Source organism: Cellulosimicrobium sp. XJ-DQ-B-000, assembly GCF_031119065.1.
GTDB lineage: Bacteria > Actinomycetota > Actinomycetes > Actinomycetales > Cellulomonadaceae > Cellulosimicrobium > Cellulosimicrobium funkei.
Genome location: NZ_JAVHYN010000001.1, coordinates 785,678 through 805,431 on the forward strand (window position 1 = coordinate 785,678; position 19,754 = coordinate 805,431).

Annotated in this window: 18 protein-coding genes; 7 read left to right on the forward strand and 11 right to left on the reverse strand. The window is 75.6% G+C overall.

The features are described from left to right. Window positions 1-15: 15 nt before the first annotated feature. Window positions 16-1,629 (forward strand): FAD-dependent oxidoreductase, encoded by a 1,614-nt coding sequence (locus tag RDI86_RS03850; RefSeq protein WP_061268650.1) that lies wholly within the window; start codon window positions 16-18, stop codon window positions 1,627-1,629. 97 nt (window positions 1,630-1,726) lie between these two features. Here the strand turns inward: RDI86_RS03850 and guaB are convergent, their stop codons facing one another. Both guaB and RDI86_RS03860 read right to left on the reverse strand, forming a co-directional pair. Continuing rightward, window positions 1,727-3,256 carry an IMP dehydrogenase gene (gene guaB, locus RDI86_RS03855; protein ID WP_021479849.1) on the reverse strand — a complete coding sequence of 510 codons (1,530 nt, stop codon included), beginning with the start codon at window positions 3,254-3,256 and terminating at the stop codon, window positions 1,727-1,729. A gap of 139 nt (window positions 3,257-3,395) precedes the next feature. Further along, window positions 3,396-4,481, reverse strand: coding sequence for a MerR family transcriptional regulator (locus RDI86_RS03860; protein ID WP_285678237.1), 1,086 nt, complete (start codon window positions 4,479-4,481; stop codon window positions 3,396-3,398). Window positions 4,482-4,786: 305 nt separating this feature from the next. On the opposite strand from RDI86_RS03860, the gene RDI86_RS03865 reads away from it, so the two are divergent. After that, the gene (locus RDI86_RS03865) at window positions 4,787-5,077 is read left to right on the forward strand and encodes a WhiB family transcriptional regulator (RefSeq protein ID WP_031316449.1); all 291 of its coding nucleotides are present in this window, start codon (window positions 4,787-4,789) and stop codon (window positions 5,075-5,077) included. A 189-nt stretch (window positions 5,078-5,266) separates the two neighbouring features. Here the strand turns inward: RDI86_RS03865 and groES are convergent, their stop codons facing one another. Further along, window positions 5,267-5,563, reverse strand: coding sequence for a co-chaperone GroES (gene groES, locus RDI86_RS03870; RefSeq protein WP_021482870.1), 297 nt, complete (start codon window positions 5,561-5,563; stop codon window positions 5,267-5,269). 239 nt (window positions 5,564-5,802) lie between these two features. Between groES and RDI86_RS03875 the strand changes: the two genes are divergently transcribed. Continuing rightward, a complete protein-coding gene (locus tag RDI86_RS03875) occupies window positions 5,803-7,104 on the forward strand; it encodes an SAM-dependent methyltransferase (protein WP_308820731.1) in 1,302 nt (433 codons plus the stop codon). Continuing rightward, entirely contained in the window at window positions 7,101-8,258 is a 1,158-nt protein-coding gene (locus RDI86_RS03880) for a glutamate--cysteine ligase (protein WP_308820732.1), read from the forward strand. The genes RDI86_RS03875 and RDI86_RS03880 overlap by 4 nt, the downstream gene beginning before the upstream one ends. Window positions 8,259-8,271: 13 nt before the next feature. On the opposite strand, the gene tsaD is transcribed toward RDI86_RS03880, so the two are convergent. After that, a complete protein-coding gene (tsaD, locus tag RDI86_RS03885) occupies window positions 8,272-9,339 on the reverse strand; it encodes a tRNA (adenosine(37)-N6)-threonylcarbamoyltransferase complex transferase subunit TsaD (protein WP_076405092.1) in 1,068 nt (355 codons plus the stop codon). A gap of 101 nt (window positions 9,340-9,440) precedes the next feature. On the opposite strand from tsaD, the gene RDI86_RS03890 reads away from it, so the two are divergent. Further along, window positions 9,441-10,088, forward strand: coding sequence for a malonic semialdehyde reductase (locus tag RDI86_RS03890; RefSeq protein ID WP_168944699.1), 648 nt, complete (start codon window positions 9,441-9,443; stop codon window positions 10,086-10,088). Between the two features lie 103 nt (window positions 10,089-10,191). Here the strand turns inward: RDI86_RS03890 and RDI86_RS03895 are convergent, their stop codons facing one another. The 7 genes from RDI86_RS03895 to RDI86_RS03925 all read right to left on the reverse strand — a co-directional run bounded on the left by RDI86_RS03895 (window position 10,192) and on the right by RDI86_RS03925 (window position 17,303). Further along, entirely contained in the window at window positions 10,192-11,085 is an 894-nt protein-coding gene (locus tag RDI86_RS03895; RefSeq protein WP_308820733.1) for a sulfurtransferase, read from the reverse strand. Then, window positions 11,082-11,621 carry a ribosomal protein S18-alanine N-acetyltransferase gene (rimI, locus tag RDI86_RS03900; protein ID WP_308820734.1) on the reverse strand — a complete coding sequence of 180 codons (540 nt, stop codon included), beginning with the start codon at window positions 11,619-11,621 and terminating at the stop codon, window positions 11,082-11,084. Before rimI ends, RDI86_RS03895 begins: the two co-directional genes overlap by 4 nt. Beyond that, window positions 11,618-12,337, reverse strand: coding sequence for a tRNA (adenosine(37)-N6)-threonylcarbamoyltransferase complex dimerization subunit type 1 TsaB (gene tsaB, locus RDI86_RS03905; protein ID WP_043660420.1), 720 nt, complete (start codon window positions 12,335-12,337; stop codon window positions 11,618-11,620). Before tsaB ends, rimI begins: the two co-directional genes overlap by 4 nt. A gap of 46 nt (window positions 12,338-12,383) precedes the next feature. Beyond that, window positions 12,384-12,881: a tRNA (adenosine(37)-N6)-threonylcarbamoyltransferase complex ATPase subunit type 1 TsaE gene (gene tsaE, locus RDI86_RS03910; RefSeq protein WP_308820752.1), complete on the reverse strand. Its 498-nt coding sequence runs from the start codon at window positions 12,879-12,881 to the stop codon at window positions 12,384-12,386. Window positions 12,882-12,955: 74 nt separating this feature from the next. Then, entirely contained in the window at window positions 12,956-14,200 is a 1,245-nt protein-coding gene (alr, locus tag RDI86_RS03915; RefSeq protein WP_308820753.1) for an alanine racemase, read from the reverse strand. Window positions 14,201-14,405: 205 nt separating this feature from the next. Further along, window positions 14,406-15,314: a pseudouridine synthase gene (locus RDI86_RS03920; RefSeq protein ID WP_308820735.1), complete on the reverse strand. Its 909-nt coding sequence runs from the start codon at window positions 15,312-15,314 to the stop codon at window positions 14,406-14,408. A 135-nt stretch (window positions 15,315-15,449) separates the two neighbouring features. Continuing rightward, on the reverse strand, window positions 15,450-17,303 hold the full coding sequence (locus tag RDI86_RS03925; RefSeq protein ID WP_308820736.1) for an NAD(P)H-hydrate dehydratase: 1,854 nt from the start codon (window positions 17,301-17,303) through the stop codon (window positions 15,450-15,452). Window positions 17,304-17,450: 147 nt separating this feature from the next. Between RDI86_RS03925 and RDI86_RS03930 the strand changes: the two genes are divergently transcribed. Further along, window positions 17,451-18,500 carry a TIGR03560 family F420-dependent LLM class oxidoreductase gene (locus RDI86_RS03930; RefSeq protein ID WP_076405315.1) on the forward strand — a complete coding sequence of 350 codons (1,050 nt, stop codon included), beginning with the start codon at window positions 17,451-17,453 and terminating at the stop codon, window positions 18,498-18,500. 200 nt (window positions 18,501-18,700) lie between these two features. Further along, complete coding sequence (locus RDI86_RS03935; protein WP_308820737.1) at window positions 18,701-19,627, forward strand: type IV toxin-antitoxin system AbiEi family antitoxin domain-containing protein; 927 nt, start codon at window positions 18,701-18,703, stop codon at window positions 19,625-19,627. Window positions 19,628-19,754 lie beyond the last annotated feature (127 nt).

Genomic DNA, 19,754 nt, shown 5'->3' on the forward strand with positions numbered 1-19,754 from the left:
GAGGGCTCCAGCCACATGGTCACTGACGAGAAGACGACCGGCGTCTCGCGCCGCAACTTCCTCCAGGCCGTCGGGGTCGGCTCCAGCGCCGGCGTCATGTTCGCGACGATGGGCGCGGTCGGCCTCGCCCCGACGGCCGCCGCCCAGCCGCGGAACGAGTCGTGGACACCGCCGCGGGGCAGCGACTTCAGCCTCACGGGCCGCTCCGCGAAGAAGGTCGTCGTCGTCGGCGCCGGGCCGGCGGGCCTGGCCACGGCGTACGAGCTGCAGAAGGCCGGCTACCGCGTCACGGTCCTCGAGGCGCGGCACCGCGTCGGCGGCCGGACGCTGACGATACGCGGCGGCGACGCGGAGACCGATGTCAACGGCGTCACGCAGAAGGCGCAGTTCGCCGACGGCGTCTACATGAACGCGGGCGCGGGGCGCATCGCCCAGTGGATGGTCACCATGGACTACCTGCGCGAGCTCGGCGTCCCCTACGAGGTGTTCACGAACGCCAACGCGGACGCCTACCTCTACAACGAGCGCTCCGGCGCGACCCCCGGCAACCCGGTCCGATACCGCACCGCGAAGGCCGACGTGTTCGGCTATACGTCCGAGCTGCTCGGCTATGCGACCGACCAGGGTGCGCTCGACCAGAAGCTCACCGCCGCGGACAAGGAGAACCTGCGCGCGTTCCTCCGGTCGTGGGGGTCGCTCCAGGCCGACGGGAGCTACCGGGGCGGGAGCAACCGCGGGTACGCGGTCTACCCGTCCGCGTGGAACGAGCACGGCACGCCCCTGCCCGGCCCGGGCTCGGTGTCGGAGGTGCTCGCCTCGAAGGTCGGGCAGTACTTCCCGTTCGAGATCAACTGGGAGCAGTCGATGCTCATGTTCCAGCCCAAGGGCGGCATGGACACCACCTACGACTACTTCGTCAAGGCGATCGGCAAGCAGAACGTCCAGCTCAGCTCGCCCGTCACCGCGGTGAAGAACACGCCGCGCGGCGTCTCGGTCACGTACACCGCCCCCAACGGCAAGGCGCGGCAGATCGACGCCGACTTCGCCGTCGTCTCGGCGCCCGCGGGGCTCATGCGCCGCTGGGACACGAACTGGGGGCCCGACGTCGACGCCGCGCTCGGCGAGTTCGCCGTCGGGTCGCCCGCGGGCAAGATCGGGCTCCAGTACCGGTCGCGGTTCTGGGAGGACGACCACCGGATCTACGGCGGCATCACCGAGACCGACATGGACCTCGCCCACGTCTGGTACCCGTCCTACGGCTACGGGGAGCGCCGCGGGCTCGTCGTGGGCTACTACAACACCGGCGCGAACGCGCGCGCCTACGCGGACATGACGCCGCGGCAGCGGGAGATGCGCGCCGTCGAGCAGGGCGTGAAGATCCACGGCGAGAAGTACCGGACGGAGCTCGAGAGCTCGTTCTCCATCGCGTGGCACAAGGTGCCCTACATCGAGGGCGCCTGGGCCTACCCGAACACGCAGTCGTCCCGGTTCAAGCTCCTGCAGCAGGGCGCCGGGAACGTGTACTTCGCGGGCGACTGGATGTCCGAGATCTCGGCCTGGCAGCACGGTGCGTTCTGGGCCGCGCGCTACGCCGTCCAGGCGCTGCACGCGCGCGTCATGGCGTCGTGACCGCCGACCGCACGCAGCGCTGACGGGACGACGACGGCCCGGCGCCGCCCCGTGAGGGTGGTGCCGGGCCGTCGGTCGTGGTGCTGCGTCCCGGCGCTCAGAAGCCCGTGTAGTTGGGGGCCTCGACCGTCATCTGCACGTCGTGCGGGTGGCTCTCCTTGAGCGACGCCGACGTGATGCGGATGAAGCGCCCCTTCTCCTGGAGCTCGGGCACGGTGCGAGCGCCGACGTAGAACATCGTCTGGTGCAGGCCGCCGACGAGCTGGTGCGCCACGGTGCCGAGCGACCCCTTGTAGGGCACCTGGCCCTCGACGCCCTCGGGGACGATCATGTCGTCGCTCGTGACCTCGGCCTGGAAGTAGCGGTCCTTCGAGTACGACTTCTTGCCGCGCGAGGACATGGCGCCCATGGAGCCCATGCCGCGGTACGCCTTGTACTGCTTGCCCTTGACGAGGATCGTCTCGCCCGGGGACTCCTCGGTGCCCGCGAGCATCGAGCCGAGCATCACCGTCTCCGCGCCCGCGACGATCGCCTTCCCGATCTCGCCCGAGTGACGCATGCCGCCGTCGGCGATGACCGGGACCCCGGCCGGGCGCGCGGCGAGCGACGCCTCGTAGACCGCGGTCACCTGCGGGACGCCGACGCCCGTGACGATGCGCGTGGTGCAGATCGAGCCCGGCCCGACGCCGACCTTGACCGCGTCTGCGCCGGCGTCGACGAACGCCTGCGCGCCCTCGCGCGTCGCGACGTTGCCGCCGATCACCTGGACGTCGCGCGTCGCCGGGTCGGACTTGAGGCGCGCGACCATCTCGATGAGCATCCGGACGTTGCCGTGCGCCGTGTCCGCGACCAGCACGTCGACGCCCGCGTCGATGAGCGTCGTGGCGCGCTGCCACGCGTCGCCGAAGTAGCCGATCGCGGCGCCGACGAGCAGGCGGCCCTGGCCGTCCTTCGACGCGTTGGGGAACTGCTCGGACTTGACGAAGTCCTTGACCGTGATGAGCCCGGTGAGGCGGCCGTCCGCGTCGACGAGCGGCAGGCGCTCGAGCTTGTGCTTGCGCAGGAGCGCGGTCGCCTCCTCGCGGGAGATGCCCGCCGGGCCCGTGATGAGCGGCTGGGGCGTCATGACCTCGTCGACCTTCGTCGTCGCCCACTCGGCGACGGGCGTGAAGCGCAGGTCGCGGTTGGTCACCATGCCGATGAGGCGGCGCTCGGCGTCGAGCACCGGGAAGCCGGAGATGCGGTACTCGCCCGCGGTCTTGTCGAGCTCCTCGAGCGTCGCGTCGGGCCCGATGGTCACCGGGTTGTCGATGATGCCCGTCTGCGTGCGCTTCACCAGGTCGACCTGGAGCGCCTGGTCCTCGATCGAGAGGTTGCGGTGCAGCACGCCGATGCCGCCCTGGCGCGCCATCGCGATGGCCATGCGCGACTCGGTGACGGTGTCCATGGCCGCCGAGACGAGCGGCACGCGGATCGAGATCTCGCGCGTCAGGCGCGTCGTGGTGTCGATGTCCGACGGCGCCAGGTCCGAGTAGCCGGGCTGCAGCAGGACGTCGTCGTAGGTGAGACCCAGGAATCCGAAGGGGTCACGGTCGGGGACGGCGGCGGGGACGGGCGAGGCGGTCACACCAGGATTCTACGCCGGGGGCCCTCGCCGTATTCCCGCCCGGTCCCCGCCCGCCCGGGGCCCGGGAGGCACGGACGGGCGGGAGGCACGTGGGCGTGCAGGCGCGCGCCGCACCCGGCCGGGCGGCCCCGCGGACGGCTCAGCGCACGACGGCGAGGAGCTCGTGCAGGAGGCCCGTGAAGCTGCGCACCCGGTGGACGGTCGCGGCGAGCGGGAGCTCCTCCGCGGCCTGGTCGCTCGGGAGACCGACGAAGAACGGCAGGCTCGGGTTCGCGTCGTGCGCGGCGTGCACGATGCCCAGGTCGGGACGCGCCTGCGTGGTCACCATCGCCACCGCGGACGGCCGCACCATCGTCACGATCTCCAGCGTGCGGTGCACGTTCGCGGGCCCGGTGACGATCCGCGCCATCGCGCCGTGCGAGGCGAGCGACGCGGCGAGCGCGTGCGCGGCCAGCGGGAGCGGCTCGTCGGGCGCAGCGAAGACGAGGACGATCCGCCGCATGCGGCTCGGGTGGTTCCGGGGCGGCCCCCCGGCGGCCACGATCGCGTCCTCGCTCGCCTGCGTGTACTCGCGCAGCGCGACGAGCGTCGCGTTGGCGAGCACGACCTCGGGCACCTCGCCCGGGCCGGCGAGCACGGTGCGCTCGGCCAGGCGCTCGAGCGCGGGCTCGACGAGGTCGGACCACCACGCGGCCGGGTCGCCGCCCGTCGGGATGCGTAGCAGCCGGTCGCACGCGCGCTGGTCGTAGGCGATCGCCGCGTCGACGACGTCGGAGACGCGCGTGGGCCGCGGTCCCTCACGGACGCCGACCGGACGGGGACCGGCGGCCCGTGCGGGCTCGCCACCCGGGACGGCGCGCAGGAACGGGCGCGACGGCGGCGGCTCGGGCGCCTCGTCGTCGGCCTCGGGCTCGTCGGCGTCGAGGTCGCCCGCGCCGTCGGCGCCGCGGTCGTCGAAGGAGATCGCCCCACGGTTCGCGGCGAGCTCCTCCTCGTCGGCGGCGAGGGCGGCGCGGGCCGCGTCGGCGGGCGCGACGCCGTCGAGCGTGAGGCGGCGCATCACGACGAGGCGAGCGACGTCGTCGTCGGTGTAGCGCCGGTGGGAGCCGGCCCGGTGCTGCGAGGGGCCGAGGCCGTAGCGACGGTCCCAGGTGCGCAGGGTCGCGGGCGCGACGCCGAGCCGGCGCGCGACGGCGGCGACGGCGAGGCCGGGGGACGAGGTCATGCTCGGTCGGGCTCCCTCGGGGTCGGGGGCGGACCGGACTGAGGTCATGGATCGATTCTGCCGAGCGGGCACCCGTCTCGCCACCTCGTAGAGGTCACAGTCGTGCACCCTTCGCGCCAGACCCGTGCCGTATTTGTTCGCTGCACGCGCAAACGCGCCGGGCGCAGCCGATCGCGTCAGCGCGGCAGGATCAGCCGACGCGGTTGAGCAGACCCGCACCGCTCCACGAGCGGTTCAACCTGCTCGTTCACTTTTTCCTCACAGGGGACTTGAACAACCCTTGCAACGCTTGTAGGTTGTTCGGCATGGCAGAGATCTCGAGGCTCCCCGGGCCCGTCATGGAGCTGTGGGAATGGCAGTACCAGGGTTCGTGCCGCGACGCGGACGACACGTTGTTCTTCCACCCCGAGGGTGAACGCGGCTCGACGCGACGACGGCGAGCGGAGGCCGCGAAGGCGATCTGCCACTCGTGCCCCGTGATGATGCAGTGCCGCGAGCAGTCGCTCCGCGTGCGTGAGCCGTACGGGGTGTGGGGCGGCCTGAGCGAGGACGAGCGCGCCGCCATCCTCGCGGGCGGCGCCCGCCGCACCGGCTGACGCACCCCTCCCCGGGCACCGTCCTCGGTGCCTCCGCGCCACCAGCAGACCTGCACGGCCCCGGTCCGACGTCGTACCGGGCGCGCGTGCGCACGACCCGTGGGACCACCGGTGGGGCGACCGGCCACGGAACGCAGCAGGGCCCCGCGACCGACGGTCGCGGGGCCCTGCTGCTGAACCGGGTCGGCGTCAGCCGACCACCACGGCGAGGATGTCGCGCGCGGACAGGACGAGGTAGTCCTCGCCGCCGTACTTGACCTCGGTGCCGCCGTACTTGCTGTAGATGACCTTGTCGCCGACGGTCACGTCGAGCGGGACGCGGTTGCCGTTGTCGTCGACACGGCCCGGACCGACGGCCAGGACCTCGCCCTCCTGGGGCTTCTCCTTGGCGGTGTCCGGGATGACCAGGCCGGATGCGGTCGTGGTCTCGGCCTCGAGGGCCTTCACGACGATCCGGTCCTCGAGCGGCTTGATGGGGACCGACACGTCGGACCTCCCCTTTCGCGGTGAGAACTGCAACGGATGGGTCGAGCGCACCGGCTGGCCGTCGTCGCGGGTGCCGGACAGCCTGGTCGCACGTGGCGCCGCCTCCGCGAGCGGTGGCGGCACGTCTCAAATCTAGGTCCCGGTTAGCACTCGGTCAAGGCGAGTGCCAACGTCCGCCCTGCGGACGATCCGGGCTCCGGCTGCGCGTGGTCCCCGGCCCCCGTGGAAGGATCGACGCCATGGACGCCGCCACGCTCACCAAGCTGCTCAGCCCCGAGGGCTGGGCCCTGCTCGGCGCGCTCCCGCCGTACGACGAGCAGCAGGCGCTCGTGCTCGCGGCAGGGCTGCGCGCGAAGGGCGTCGACCCGGACCTGGCCGCCGCGGCCCTCACCCAGTCCCGGCTGCGCGCCGCGGCGCACGGCAAGCTCGGCGCGTTCGCCGACGGCATGCTCTTCACGCAGGCGGGGCTGGAGCAGGCGAGCCGGCTCGTCGTCGCGGGCCTGCACGCCCGGCGGTACCAGGAGGCGGGGATCCGGCGCGTCGCGGACCTCACGAGCGGGATCGGCGTCGACGCGCTCGCGTTCGCCGCCGCGGAGCTCGAGGTGCTCGCGACCGACGTCGACGAGCTCACCGCGGCGATCGCGACCGTCAACCTGCGCCACTTCCCCGAGGCCGAGGTGCGCCACGGCGACGGGCTCGCGCTCGACCTGGAGGGCGAGCGGATCGAGGGCGTGTACGCCGACCCGGCGCGCCGCACGCGCGCCGGCACGCGCGTGTTCGACCCGAAGGCCTACGCCCCGCCGCTCGACGCGGTGTGGGCGCTGCGCGAGCGCGTGCCCGCGGTCGGGATCAAGGTCGGCCCGGGCATCCCGCACGCGGGTCTGCCCGAGGACGCCGAGACCGAGTGGGTGTCGGTCGACGGGGACGTCGTGGAGGCCGGGCTCTGGTTCGGCCCGCTGGCGCCCGAGGGACCGGGCCGGTCGGCGCTCGTCCTGTCGTCGTGGACCGGGCCCGACGGGACCGCGCGCACCACGACGCGCCGGATCGCCCACCGCCCGGGCGACGCGGACGTGGTGCCCGAGGTGGGCGCCGTCGGGCAGTACCTCTACGAGCCCGACGGCGCCGTGATCCGCGCGGGGCTCGTCGCCCACGCGGCGCGCGGGCTGGGCGGTCGCCTGCTCGACCGGACCATCGCGTACGTGACCACCGACTCCCCCGCGCCGCTCGACGCGACGGGGCTCGCGGACGGGCTCGCGCGCGGCTACCGCGTGCTCGACACCATGCCGTTCGGCCTCAAGCGGCTGCGCTCCTACCTGCGCGAGCGCGGCGTGGGTCGTCTGACGATCAAGAAGCGGGGCACCGCCGTCACGCCGGAGCAGCTCCGCCGGCAGCTCGCCCTCACGGGCGACGCGACCGCCACGATCGTCCTCACGCGCGTCGGCGGCTCCCAGCAGGTGCTCGTCGTCGAGCCGCTGTCGGCTCCCCCGGCAGGGGCGCAGCCCGGCACCCCGACCGACGGCGGGCAGGACGGGCCCCGGTGAGCGCCCTCCCGCGCCGCACGGCGATCCCCTTCGCCCGCTCGGAGCGCTCGACCGTCGGGCTCGAGTGGGAGCTCGCGCTCGTCGACGCCGACTCGGGCGACCTGCGGCAGGTCGCGCAGACCGTGCTCGACGCCGTGCGCCCGGCCGACGGCGGCCCGCACCCGTCGATCAAGCAGGAGCTCCTGCTCAACACCGTCGAGGTCGTGAGCGGCGTGTGCCGCACGGTGGGCGAGGCCGGCCGCGACCTGCAGCGCTCGGTCGAGGAGCTGCGCGCCGTGACGGACCCGCTGCGCGTCGAGCTCATGAGCGCGGGCACGCACCCGTTCGCGCGCTGGGCGCAGCAGAAGGTCACCGACAAGCAGCGCTACACCACGCTCATCGACCGCACCCAGTGGTGGGGGCGGCAGATGCTCATCTACGGCGTGCACGTGCACGTCGGCATCGAGGACCGCGCCAAGGTGCTGCCGATCCAGCGCGCGATGCTCACGACGTTCGCCCACCTCCAGTCGCTCTCGGCGAGCTCGCCGTTCTGGGGCGGCAAGGACACCGGCTACGCGTCGAACCGCGCGATCATGTTCCAGCAGCTGCCGACCGCGGGCCTGCCGTTCCAGTTCGGGACGTGGGAGGAGCTCGAGGGCTACGTCGCCGACATGCTGCACACCGGCGTCATCGACGCGTTCGACGAGGTGCGGTGGGACCTGCGGCCCGCGCCGCAGTTCGGCACGCTCGAGACGCGCATCTGCGACGGCGTCACGAACATCTCCGAGCTCCTGGCGCTGGCCGCGCTCACGCACTGCCTCGTCGAGCACTTCTCGACGATGCTCGACGAGGGGCGCGAGCTGCCGAGCATCCCGCCGTGGTACGCGCAGGAGAACAAGTGGCGCTCGGCGCGCTACGGCATGGACGCGATCATCATCCTCGACCGCGAGGGCAACGAGGAGCTCGTGACCGACGCCGTGGGGCGGCTGCTCGTCGAGCTCGAGCCCGTCGCGGCGCGCCTCGGCTGCCTCGACGAGCTCGACGGCGTGCGCACCATCGTGCGGCGCGGCGCGTCCTACCAGCGGCAGCGCGCGGTGGCGCGGCGCCACGGGGGCGAGCTGGACGCCGTCGTGCGCTCGCTCGTCGCCGAGATGCGGGCCGGCCGGCCCCTGTGACCCGGCCGGGCCGTCACACGTGCGTGACGGTGAGCGGCATCGACGAGTCGACGCCGATGTCCAGGCTCGACGGCGCGACGCCCGCCCGCACGACGGCCGAGCCGAGCGCGGCGATCATCGCCCCGTTGTCGGTGCAGTAGCGGATCGGCGGGATGCGCAGCTCGATGCCCGCCTCGGCGCAGCGTTCCGCGGCCATGTCGCGCAGCTGGGAGTTCGCGCTGAACCCGCCGCCGACGACGAGCGTCGAGACGCCGTGCCGCTCGCACGCGGCGATGGTCTTCGCGGTGAGCACGTCGGCGACGGACTCCGCGAAGGAGGCGGCGACGTCGTGCACGGGGATCTCCTCCCCCGCGTCCTGGCGGGCCTCGACCCAGCGCGCGACGGCCGTCTTGAGGCCCGAGAACGAGAAGTCGTACGCGTGCTTCTCCTGGTCCTTGCGCGCGGTGAGGCCCCGCGGGAACCGGATCGCCGTGGGGTCGCCCTCGCGCGCGAGGCGGTCGATGTGCGGGCCGCCGGGGTACGGCAGGCCGAGCAGGCGCCCGACCTTGTCGAACGCCTCGCCCGCGGCGTCGTCGAGCGTCGAGCCGAGCTCGGTGACGGCCGTCGCGACGTCGTCCACGAGCAGGAGCGAGCTGTGCCCGCCGGACACGACGAGCGCCATGACGCGCTCGGGGAACGCGCCGTGCACGAGCTCGTCGACGGCCGCGTGGCCGATGACGTGGTTCACGCCGTAGAGCGGCTTGCCGAGCGCGAGCGCGAGGGCCTTCGCGGCCGAGGCGCCGATCGTCAGCGGGCCGACGAGGCCCGGCCCGGCGGTGACGGCGATCGCGTCGACCTCGGAGAGGTCGACGTCGGCCGTGCCGAGCGTGCGCTCGAGCGTGGGGATCATCGCCTCGAGGTGGGCGCGCGACGCGACCTCGGGGATGATCCCGCCGTAGCGCGCGTGCTCGTCCATGGAGCTCGCGACCGTGTCGACGAGCAGCTCGCGACCGCGGACGAGCGCCACGCCCGTCTCGTCGCAGGACGTCTCGATGCCGAGCACCAGGGGCTCGCCGGAGCTCGCGGGAGCAGTGGGGACCATGGCCTCCAGGGTAGTCGCGCGCGGGGGCCGGACCGTCCGTGTCGCGCACGTCACACCGTCTGCTCGGAAGATGATCAAGGGTTCAACTGTTTGTCCCAGTCATGAGCACCGACACCCTCATCGAGTCCTCTGCCTCGCCGAGCGAGCAGGCCGACCAGCTCGCGATCGACGCGCAGGCCGCGGACCGCCTGTTCCGCGCGGCGCACACCACGCACGCGTTCTCGGACGAGCCCGTCAGCGACGCGCAGATCCAGGCCGCCTGGGACCTCGTCCGCTGGGCGCCCACCGCGATGAACACCCTCCCGCTGCGGCTGCTCGTCGTGCGCACGCCCGAGGCGAAGCAGCGCCTCGGCGCGCACATGGCGGACTTCAACCGCGACAAGACGCTCGCCGCGCCCGTGACGATCGTCGCCGCCGCCGACCCGTCGTTCCACCAGCACCTCGGCACGCTCGCGCCGTTCCGCGAGGGCATCGCCGAGCAGCTCGACCCGCAGGCGGACCTGCGCGAGGGCATGGCCCGCACCAACGCCCTCATCCAGATCGGCTACCTCATCGTCGGGCTGCGCGCCGCCGGCCTGTCCGTGGGCCCCATGACGGGCTTCGACGCCGCCGGGATCGACGCCGAGTTCTTCGGCGAGTCGGGCTGGCGCACGCTCGTCGCGATCAACGTGGGCTACCCGGCCGACGAAGGCGCGCACTTCCCGCGCCAGGCGCGCCTCGACTTCCACCAGGTCGCCGAGGTCCTCTGAGCCCGTCCCGCACCGTCCGAGCCGAGGCGGCACCCCACCGGGGTGCCGCCTCGTCGCGTCCGGGGGCTGCGCGCGCTCCGCGGTGCGGGAGGCGCGGCGTGCGTCAGGTCGCGACGGGGCGGTCGGGGTCGTTCGACCACTGCGACCACGACCCCGCGTAGAGCGCCGCGTCGACGCCGAGCGTGGCGAGCGCGGCGACCTCGTGCGCGGCGGTGACGCCCGAGCCGCAGTACACCCCGACGGGGCGCGACGTCGGCGCCTCCCCGGCCGCGCCCTCGGTCGTGCTCCCGGGCTGCGCGGCCACCCCGAGCGCGACGAAGCGCGCGCGGAGCGCATCCGGGTCGAGGAACGTCCCGTCGGCGGCGAGGTTGCCCGTCGTCGGGGCGCTCACCGCGCCCGGGACGTGACCGGCCCGCGGGTCGACGGGCTCGACCTCCCCGCGGTACCGCTCGCCCGCGCGCGCGTCGAGCAGCACGCCCGACGCCGCGAGCCGGGCCGCGCCGTCGGCGTCGAGCACCGGCATCCCGCCCGGGGAGACGACGACGTCGCCCGGCTCGGGCCGCACGTCGCCCTCCTCGGTCGGGTACCCCGCCGCGCGCCACGCGGGCAGGCCGCCGTCGAGGAGGCGGACGTCGTCGTGGCCCGCCCAGCGCAGCAGCCACCAGGCGCGCGCGGCCGACGTGCCACCCACGGCGTCGTACACGACGACGCCCCGGTCGGCGCGGACGCCCCAGCGCCGCGCCGCCTCCTGGAGGTCGCCCGGCTCCGGCAGCGGGTGGCGGCCGGCGGCGGGCGACGGCGGCGCCGCGAGCTCGGTCTCCAGGTCCACGTACACCGCGCCCGGCACGTGCGCGGCGCGGTGCTGCTCGCGCCCGTCGGTGACGCCCAGCGCCCACCGCACGTCGAGCACGACGGGCGGGCGGTCGCCCGCGAGCGCCGCGGCGAGGCCGGGCGCGTCGACGAGCACGCGGTCGCGCCGCGCGAGGTCGCCCGTCACGCGACCACGTCGGCGGACGCCGTCCCGTAGTCCGGCTCGTCGCGCGGCGGCGGGGCGCCCAGCTCGAGCCGCATCGTGTACGCGTCCACGTCCTCGGGCTGGTAGTACCGCTTGCGGATCCCGAGCTGCTCGAACCCGTGCTTCGCGTAGAGGGCGAGCGCCGGGTCGTTGTCGACGCGCACCTCGAGCAGCACGGCGCTCGCCCCGAGCTCGCGCGACCGCTCGACCAGCGCCTCCAGGAGCACCGAGCCCACGCCCTGGTGCTGGAACGCCGGGTCGACGCCGATGGTCATGACCTGGGTGACGTCGCCGTCGAACCACAGGCCCGCGTACCCGACGAGCGGCTGGGGCCCCGCGGCGTAGAGCCGCACGGGCTCGGCGGCGACGTACCACCGCCCGAACCCGGCGAGCTCGTCGGCGAGCATCCCGTAGGTCCACGCGCCGCGCCCGAACAGCTCGCGCTCGAGCTCGACGACGCGGTCGAGGTCCGCGGCCTTGAGGGGCCGCAGCCGGATCTCGTGCGACCGCGTGCTCATCGCGACCGCTCCGGCGACGCGTCGCTCACGCGCTTGCGCGCCGCGGCCTCCTGGACGTCGGGGCGGCGCAGGTACAGCGGCTCGGTCGGCTGCTCGAGCCCGGCCGCCCGGCGCGCGATCGCGAGGCGCGCGAGCACGGCGGCGTCGGGGACCTGCGGCGCGTCCTGCGCGACGTCGAGCGCGTCGGGGTACAGCTCGGCGCCCTCCCCGACCACGACGGCGCCCGCGGCGTGCGTCGCGACGTCGGCGGCGGGGCCGACGTCGGGCCCCGCGACGGTCTCGAGCACGGGGACCGCGTGCGGCCCCTCGTGCGCGACGACGCGGTACCGCGCCCAGTAGACCTCGCGACGGCGGGCGTCGGTCGCGACGAGGAGCTCGTCGTCGGGCGCGAGGCCGAGGTCGCTCACGGCCTGCGCGGCGACGGCGTCGAGGCTCGGGACGCCCAGCACGGGCACGCCGAGCGCGAAGCCCAGAGCGCGGGCGGTGACGAGCCCGACCCGCAGGCCGGTGAACGGCGCCGGGCCCGTCCCGACGGCGACCGCCGTGAGGTCGCGGCGGTCGACGCCGGCCTCGGCGAGCGCCGCCTCGACGAGCGGGGCGAGCGCCTCGGCGTGCCGGCGGCGCTCGGGCGCGTCGCGGCGGGCGAGACGAGCGCCGTCGTCGGAGACGACGGCGACGGTGACGGAGGCGGAGGTGTCGAGCGCGAGAACAGCCACGGCTCCAGCCTACGGCCGGGAGCGGGGCCGTCCTCGTCGCCGGGCACTACCGGGTGAGCGCGGCGACGTCGAGGCCGGCCCAGCGCGCCCCCACGCCGCGCACGGTCACGCGCCGCTCCCCCGCCTCGGGGGCGTCGTCGTCCGAACCCTGCTCCGCGCCGACCCCGCCGCGCGGGCGCTCGAGCACGATCTCCAGGCGGTCGCCCGCGAGCGCCTCGACGAGGCCGCTGCCCCACTCGACGACCGTCACCGACTCGTCCAGGCTCGAGTCGAGGTCGAGCGCGTCGACCTCGTCGAGCGACCCGAGGCGGTACGCGTCCACGTGCACGAGGGCCGGGCCCCCGACGACGGACGGGTGCTCGCGCGCGACGATGAACGTCGGGGACGCGACCTGGCCGCGCACGCCGAGCCCCGCCCCGATCCCCTGCGTGAGCGTCGTCTTCCCCGCCCCGAGGTCGCCCGTGAGGATCACCAGGTCCCCCGCGCGCAGCACCGCGGCGAGGGCGTGGCCGAACGCGCGGGTCGCCTCGGCGTCGGGCAGCACGACGACGCCGCCCGGCGCGTCGTCGGCCGCGGTCCCGGCGGCGGGCGCCGGGGTCGAGTGGTTCGGGTCGTCGCTCACGCGCGGACCGTCCTTTCCGTGCTGTCGTGCGGGCTCGGGTCGGGCGCCAGGAGCGCCCGCGCGCCGTCGTCGAGCACGTGCGTCCCCACGTGCTCGCGCGGCACGCGCGCACCGAGGCGCGTCGTGATCTCGTAGCTGATGGTGCCCGCGGCCTGCGCCCAGTCCTCGGCCGTGGGGACCCCGCCGCGCGCCACGCCGTCGCCCGCGCCGAACAGCGTGACCACGTCGCCCGCGCGCTCGGTCGCGTCCGGGCCGAGGTCGAGCACGAGCTGGTCCATGCAGACCCGGCCCGCGACGCGCACGACGCGCCCGCCGGGCTCGCCCGGGCGGGCGCCGACGAGCACCGGCCCGCCCGGCGCACCCGCGGGCCCGCCGCCCGACGCGTGGCGCGGGATCCCGTCGCCGTAGCCGAGCGGCACGACGCCGAGCGTCGTGTCCTGCAGCGTCGTGTAGTGGTGCGAGTAGGAGACGCCGTGGCCGCCGGGCACGCGCTTGACCGTCGCGAGGCGCGCCTCGAGCGTCATCGCGGGGCGCAGGCCGAACCGCGTCGGCGGCCCGAGCTGCGGCACGGGCGTCATCCCGTACGCGGCCAGGCCCGGGCGCACGAGGTCGTAGTGGGTGCGGGGGGCGGTGAGCGTCGCGGCGGAGTTCGCGAGGTGGCGCAGCTCCGGCACGACGCCCGCCCGCTCGGCCTCGCGCACGGCCTCGTCGAAGACGTCGGCCTGCGCGACGACGGTCGGGTGGCCGGGCTCGTCCGCGAACGCCAGGTGCGACCACATGCCGACGACGCGCACGGCACCCTCCGCCTCGGCGCGCGCCACGGCGTCGAGCACGTCCGGCAGGTCCGCCGGCATGATCCCGTTGCGGCCCAGGCCCGTGTCGACCGCGAGGTGCACCCGCGCGGTCCGGCCCGCGGCCCGCGCCGCCGCGACCACCTCGTCCACGGCCCAGCGCGCGGCGAGCGACACGTCGACGTGCGCCTCCACGAGGTCGCGCAGCGGCGCGCCCGGCGGGTACAGCCACGTGAGCACGCGCGCGCGGTCCGGGCCGACGCCCGCCGCCCGCAGCGCGAGCGCCTCGCCCGGCTGCGCCGTCCCGAGCCACGTCGCGCCGCCCGCGAGCGCCCCGAGCGCGCTCGCGACGAGCCCGTGCCCGTACGCGTCCGCCTTGACCACGGCCATCACCTCGGACGACGGCGCCAGGTCCGCGAGCGCGCGCACGTTGTCGCGGACCGCCGCCAGGTCGACGACGGCGCGGGCCGGGTAGGCGCGGGGGTCCGGGCCGTCGGAGCCGCTCGCGCGGGACGTCGGGGCGGGGCCCGCGAGGGAGCCCGCCCGGGCGCCGGTCGGGACGGTGCCGGGGGCGCCGGCGGGTGTGCCGGGGGGTGTGCCGGGAGAGGTCGTGCGCTGGGTGTCGCTCACGGTCGTCGATTCTCTCACCCGCGCGTCACCACGCGGAGAGCGCGCGGTCCGTCGCGAAGCGGCGCTCGCGGCCCGTGAACGGGTCCGTGAACGCGAGCGACCGCGAGACGAGCTGGAGCGGGCGCGAGTAGTCCTCGGGCGAGACGTCGTACGGCTCGGGGTAGAAGTTGTCGTGCACGATCGGCACGCCGAGCCGCGCCATGTGCAGGCGGAGCTGGTGCGTCCTGCCGCTGCGCGGCTCGAGCCGGTACCGCGCGAGCCCGCGCGCCGGGTCGGTCTCGACGACGTCGACGCGGCTCTCCGCGTTGGGCTCGCCGTCCACCTCCTCGGCCCGCATGACGCCGCGGCGCTTGACGATGCGGCTGCGCACGGTCGCGGGGAGGTCGAGCGACGCGTCCCACGGCGCGACCGCCTCGTAGGTCTTGCGCACCTCGCGGCGCGCGAAGAGCTCCTGGTACGCCCCGCGCACCTGCGGGCGCAGCGTGAGCAGCAGGACCCCCGCGGTCACGCGGTCGAGGCGGTGCGCCGGGCTGAGCTCGGGCAGGTCGAGGTCGCGGCGCAGCCGCACCAGCACCGACCGCGCGACGTACGCCCCGCGCGGGATGGTCGCGAGGAAGTGCGGCTTGTCGACGACCAGCAGGTCCCGGTCGCGGTGCAGCACGCGGACCTCGAACGGCACGTCCGGCTCGGCGGGCGGGTCGCGGTAGAGGAACACGAACCCGCGCGGCTCGTAGGGCGTGCGCGCATCGACCGGGCGCCCGCGGCCGTCGACGACCTCGCCCGCCGCGACCTTCTCCGCGAGGCGCGCGGCGTCGTCGGGGAAGCGGTGGCGCACGTAGTCGAGGGTGCGCGGGTACCGCGCGACGCTCTCGGCGTCGTGCGGCAGCACGAGGCGCGTCGGGTTGAGGCCGTCGCGCACGGGGAGGGGGACCACGCCCTCCACGGTACCGGCGGCGTCCCCGCGGTCGGTGCGGGTCACGCGTGGGTGCGGTGGGGTGCGCGGCGGCGCGGTCGGCACGCGGGCGCAACCGGCGCGGTCGGCGCGTGGTGCGGCACGCCGTGGGCGCGGTCAGCGCGCGGCGAGCAGCTCCGCGACGACGCCCGGGACCGCGTCCGCGACGTCGAGCGCCGCGACGGGACCGCCCGGGTTCGCGCGCTCGGCGGCGAGACCGTGCACGACGGCGGCCGCCGCAGCAAGCCGCGCGGCGAGGCCCGGCTCCCGCACGACGCGCTCCGCGTGCGCCGCGAGCAGCGTGCCGAGGATGCCGGCGAGGACGTCGCCCGCCCCGGCGGTCGCGAGCCACGCAGGCGCGTCCGCCTGCGACCACGCGCCCTCCGGCCCGACGACGACCGTCGCCGACCCCTTGAGCAGCACCGTCGCGCCGGTGGCGTCGTGCGCGCGGCGCGCCCAGCGCAGCGGCTCGGCCTCGACGTCGGTCCGCGCCACGTCGTCGCCGCGCGCCCGCAGGAGCGTCGCGAGCTCACCGGCGTGCGGGGTCAGCACGACCGACGGCGGGCAGCGCTCGGGCAGCAGGGACAGAGCGCCCGCGTCGACGACCGCGGGCACGCGCTCCGGCGTCGCGCCGGTGGTCGTCGCGCCGGTGGTCGTGGCGTCGGTGGTCGTCGCGTCGGTCGCCGTCGCGGCGGCGAGCGCGGTCCGCACGCGCTCGTGCTGGCCGCCGTCGTCGACCGGGTCGTCGCCCGGGCCGGGGACCGCCGGGACGCCCGGGCCCAGCACCCAGGACTGGACGCGGCCCGCGGCGGGCACCACCTCGGGGCGGGCCGCGAGGACGGCGCGCGTGGCGTCGTCGGGCCCGCCGTAGCGCACCATGCCCGGACCCGTGCGGACGGCCGCGGTCGTGACGAGCACCGCTGCGCCCGGGAAGGTCGGCGTGCCCGCCACGACGCCGACGACGCCGCGCGTGTACTTGTGGTCGGTCGCGCCGGGCACGGACCAGAGGGCCGCGACGTCCGCCGGCTCGAGCCGACGCACGACCGGCGTCGTGGTCCCCCGGTCCGGCGGGGGCGCGTCGGGGCCGCGTGCGCCGGGGGCGGGCGCACCAGGGGCCGGTGCGCCGAGGCCGGGTGCGTCAGGTCCGGGCGCACCGAGGCCGGCTGCGTCAGCGCCGGGTGCATGAGGGCCGGGTGCGCCCAGGCGCAGCCCGATGTCGACGACCGCGCCGTGCCCCGCGAGGTGCGTCGCAGGCGGCAGGAGCAGCCCCGGCTTGGCGGCGCCGAACGTCACCGTGCGGTCGGCGCGCAGCACCGGGCCCGGCACCGTGCCGTCGTCGACGCCGATGCCGCTCGGCGCGTCCACCGCGACGACCCACGGCCGACCGGGGCCTTCGGGACCGTGCGCGGGGCCGCCGTCGAGCACCGCGGCCAGGCGCTCCACGAGGTCCGCCGCGACCCCGCGCAGCGCCCCGCGGGCGCCGATCCCGACGAGGCCGTCGAGCACGACGTCGGCGCGCGCCGCTTGGCCAGCGACCCGGTCGGCGACGTGCGGGTCGAGGTGGTCGCGGTGGCGGTCGTCGTGACCGTCGCCGTACGCCGCGCCGTCCGGGCTGCCGACGAGCACCTCGACGCGCCCGCCCGCGTCCCGGAGCGCCGCGAGACCGCCGGCGTGCGCGTGCTCGCCCGTGAGCACCGCCAGCACCTCGACGCCGCGGCGCGCGAGGTACGCGCCCGCGTACAGCGTGTCCCCGCCGTTGTTGCCCGAGCCGACGAGCAGGACCGCCCGGGCGCCGGTGACGCGCCCGTCGCGGCGGCCGCCGTCGGGCAGCGCGACCGACCGCCGTCGGGCGAGGTCGCGCGCGACGACGGTGGCGAGCGCGAACGACGCACGCTCCATGAGGGGCACGCCCGCGGCGAGCAGGGGCTCCTCGGCGGCGCGGACGTCGGCGACGGACCAGGCTTCGATCATGACCTCATCCTGCCCACCGGGCGCCGGGGCCGCCTGCGCGGCGCCCGCGCCGAGCCGGCCGGGGCGACGACCGCCGGGACGGCCGAGGGCTGAGACGGTCCCCGCGGGCGCGCTGCGGGCCGCGCGGACCCGCATAGGGTGACGAGCATGCGATTCGGACTCTTCATCCCGCAGGGCTGGCGCTACGACCTCGTCGACGTCGCGCCCGAGGACCACTGGAAGACGATGCTCTCCCTGCTCCACTACGCCGACAACGCGGCGGCGGGCGAGCCCCTGCCCGGCGGCGAGTTCGCGTGGGACGGGGTGTGGGTCTACGACCACTTCCACACGACCCCGACCCCGAGCACCGAGGCGACCCACGAGGCGTGGACGCTCATGGCGGCGTTCGCCGCGGCGTCGCAGCGCGTGCGCCTCGGCCAGATGTGCACGTGCATGGCGTACCGCGAGCCGACGTACCTCGCGAAGGTCGCCGCGACGGTCGACCACGTCTCGGGCGGCCGCCTCGAGATGGGCATCGGCGCGGGCTGGTACGAGCACGAGTGGCGCGCCTACGGGTACGGCTTCCCCAGCGCGGGCGAGCGCCTGCGCGCGCTCGACGAGGGCGTGCAGATCATGGCGCGCATGTGGCGCACGGGGTCGTCGGGCACGTTCGAGGGCCGGCGCTACCAGGTGGACGGCGCGCTGTGCTACCCGCAGCCGCTGCAGCGCGTGGCGGTCGACGGCGAGGGTGCCGTGCCGAGCATCCCCCTGTGGATCGCGGGCGGCGGCGAGAAGAAGACGCTGCGCATCGCGGCTCAGCACGCCCAGTACACGAACTTCGACGGGTCGCCGGAGGGCTTCGCCCACAAGTCCGCCGTGCTCGAGCAGCACTGCCGCGACCTGGGCCGCGACTTCGGGGAGATCACGCGGTCGGCCAACTACAACGTCGTCATCGGCGAGACCGAGCGGGACGTCGCGGACCGCCTCGCCCGCGTCGAGGAGCACGCCCGCCGGTACTTCCCCGAGAAGGCGGACGACAGCATCGCGTCGTGGCGCAACGGCCCCCTCGTCGGGACGCCGGAGCAGATCGTCGAGACCCTCACGGCGCTGCGCGCCCAGGGCCTCGGCTACGCGATCGGCTACTTCCCCTTCGCCGCGACCGACCGCGACCAGCTCGAGCTCTTCCAGCGCCAGGTCATCCCGGCCCTCCAGCGCTGACTCTCTCCCCTCCCCTCCCCCCTCCCCGCGCGAGCAGGTGGTCTTGGTTCGTCCCGTCGACGGGACGAACCAGGACCGCCTGTTCGTCCGTCGCGGATCGCCTGGTCGACGCCGACCACAGGGTGGGCGGCGTGGGGTGTCGTCCACAGGTCGCGACGACGATGCTGCGGTGGCAGCGTACGACCCGCTGAGATCGCGTCATGCACGCACGCACCGCCGTCCCCGCCGAGCTCCTCCGGATCGCGTCCCGGCAGGCAGGGCTGGTCACGACCGCGCAGGCCGGTGCGGCAGGACTGTCGCGAGGCGCGGTCCGCGGGCTCGTCGACCGGCGCGAGTGGCGCCGCGCCGCGATGAGCGTCTACGAGCTCCGGTCGTCTGCCGTGACGAGCCTCGACGACCGACGCCGCCGCGCAGCGCTCCTCGGACTGCTCGCCTTCGGCGCGGACGCCGTCGCCGTCGGTGCCTGCGCCCTGGTGCTGCACGGCGTGGAGGGTCTACCGCACCGGCTCACCCCTCAGGTCGCCCTCGACGAGGCGTCGCGCCGGCGGCATCGCGACGGCGTCCGCCTGCGCCAGTTCGACGACGGGATGCGCACGACGAGGATCGACGGGTTCCGGGTCGTGACGCTCGACTGGGCTCTCGCCCAGGCCGTCCCGGAGCTTCCTCGCTCCCACGGGCTCGCCGTCCTCGACGCGGTCCAGCGCCGCCGGCTTCTGACGCCCGACGAGCTCGCCCGCGCGCACGACCTCGCTCGCGGACGGCGAGGCATCGCTACCCGGCACGACCTCTGGGAGCTGTCGGACGACCGGGCGGAGTCCCCGCTGGAGTCGTTCGCCCGTCTGGAGTGCATCGAGGAGGAGGTGCCGCCGGACACCCTGCAGCTCCCCGTGCGCGACGAGACGGGCGCCGTGGTCGCTCGAGGTGACATGGGATGGCGGCGTCGCGGCGGTCGCTGGCTCGTCGCCGAGCTCGACGGCCGGGAGCACCACGACACCCCCGTCGCGGTCTTCGCGGACCGTCGTCGCCAGAACCTCCTCACCGGCTCGGGCACCGTGGACCTCCTGCGCTTCACGTCACGCGACCTCGGCCGGGTCGCCGCGACCGTGCGCCGGCACCTCGCCGCCTGACGGGCACCTCACCGCCCGGCGGCGGCACGCCACGGTCGACCAAAACCTCGCGCAGCACTTCTCGCGAGTCGAGCAGGCGATCCCCGCCGGCCGAACAGGTGGCAGCGGGTGGGGGCGGGGCGGGCGG

Excerpts from the sequence above, each read along its gene's own strand:
- RDI86_RS03850 (WP_061268650.1), top strand. The coding sequence starts at position 16 with ATGGTCACTGACGAGAAGACGACCGGCGTCTCGCGCCGCAACTTCCTC.
- RDI86_RS03860 (WP_285678237.1), bottom strand. The coding sequence starts at position 4,481 with ATGACCTCGTCCCCCGGCCTCGCCGTCGCCGCCGTCGCGCGCCGGCTC.
- RDI86_RS03865 (WP_031316449.1), top strand. The coding sequence starts at position 4,787 with ATGGCAGAGATCTCGAGGCTCCCCGGGCCCGTCATGGAGCTGTGGGAA.
- RDI86_RS03875 (WP_308820731.1), top strand. The coding sequence starts at position 5,803 with ATGGACGCCGCCACGCTCACCAAGCTGCTCAGCCCCGAGGGCTGGGCC.
- tsaD (WP_076405092.1), bottom strand. The coding sequence starts at position 9,339 with ATGGTCCCCACTGCTCCCGCGAGCTCCGGCGAGCCCCTGGTGCTCGGC.
- RDI86_RS03890 (WP_168944699.1), top strand. The coding sequence starts at position 9,441 with ATGAGCACCGACACCCTCATCGAGTCCTCTGCCTCGCCGAGCGAGCAG.
- rimI (WP_308820734.1), bottom strand. The coding sequence starts at position 11,621 with ATGAGCACGCGGTCGCACGAGATCCGGCTGCGGCCCCTCAAGGCCGCG.
- RDI86_RS03925 (WP_308820736.1), bottom strand. The coding sequence starts at position 17,303 with ATGATCGAAGCCTGGTCCGTCGCCGACGTCCGCGCCGCCGAGGAGCCC.
- RDI86_RS03930 (WP_076405315.1), top strand. The coding sequence starts at position 17,451 with ATGCGATTCGGACTCTTCATCCCGCAGGGCTGGCGCTACGACCTCGTC.
- RDI86_RS03935 (WP_308820737.1), top strand. The coding sequence starts at position 18,701 with ATGCACGCACGCACCGCCGTCCCCGCCGAGCTCCTCCGGATCGCGTCC.